Here is a 1,040-nt window from a genome sequence, read left to right on the forward strand (position 1 = left end):
TTTACTCCGCGAAGCTGAGAACTTAAGCGCCAGTAAACGGCGGTGGTAACTATAACCATCCTAAGGTAGCGAAATTCCTTGTCGGGTAAGTTCCGACCTGCACGAATGGCGTAACGACTTCCCCGCTGTCTCAACCGCAGACCCGGCGAAATTGCACTACGAGTAAAGATGCTCGTTACGCGCAGCAGGACGGAAAGACCCCGGGACCTTCACTATAGCTTGACATTGGCGTTTGGAACGTCTTGTGTAGGATAGGTGGGAGACTGTGAAGCCGTCACGCTAGTGGTGGTGGAGTCATTGGTGAAATACCACTCTGGTCGTTTTGAACGTCTAACTTCGGTCCGTGATCCGGATCAGGGACAGTGTCTGGTGGGTAGTTTAACTGGGGCGGTTGCCTCCTAAAGAGTAACGGAGGCGCCCAAAGGTTCCCTCAGCCTGGTTGGCAATCAGGTGTCGAGTGTAAGTGCACAAGGGAGCTTGACTGTGAGACCGACGGGTCGAGCAGGAGCGAAAGCTGGGACTAGTGATCCGGCGGTGGCATGTGGAAGCGCCGTCGCTCAACGGCTAAAAGGTACCCCGGGGATAACAGGCTGATCTTCCCCAAGAGTCCATATCGACGGGATGGTTTGGCACCTCGATGTCGGCTCGTCGCATCCTGGGGCTGGAGTAGGTCCCAAGGGTTGGGCTGTTCGCCCATTAAAGCGGTACGCGAGCTGGGTTTAGAACGTCGCGAGACAGTTCGGTCCCTATCCGCTGCGCGCGCAGGAGACTTGAAAGGAGCTGTCCCTAGTACGAGAGGACCGGGACGGACGAACCTCTGGTGTGCCAGTTGTTCCGCCAGGAGCACGGCTGGTTGGCTACGTTCGGAAGGGATAACCGCTGAAAGCATCTAAGCGGGAAGCTCGCCTTGAGATGAGGTCTCCCACCACGAGAGTGGGTAAGGCTCCCGGGAGACGACCGGGTTGATAGGCTGGAAGTGGAAGCGCAGTAATGTGTGGAGCTGACCAGTACTAATAGGCCGAGGACTTGACCACAAAGCA

Annotated in this window: 1 rRNA gene; it reads left to right on the forward strand. The window is 56.5% G+C overall.

Going from position 1 to position 1,040, the window contains the following annotated elements:
* A 23S ribosomal RNA gene (locus ACIBCT_RS40525) occupies positions 1-1,034 on the forward strand; the annotation flags it as partial.
* Positions 1,035-1,040 lie beyond the last annotated feature (6 nt).

Origin of the sequence: Streptosporangium sp. NPDC050855 (assembly GCF_044456585.1) — a bacterium.
GTDB lineage: Bacteria > Actinomycetota > Actinomycetes > Streptosporangiales > Streptosporangiaceae > Streptosporangium > Streptosporangium longisporum.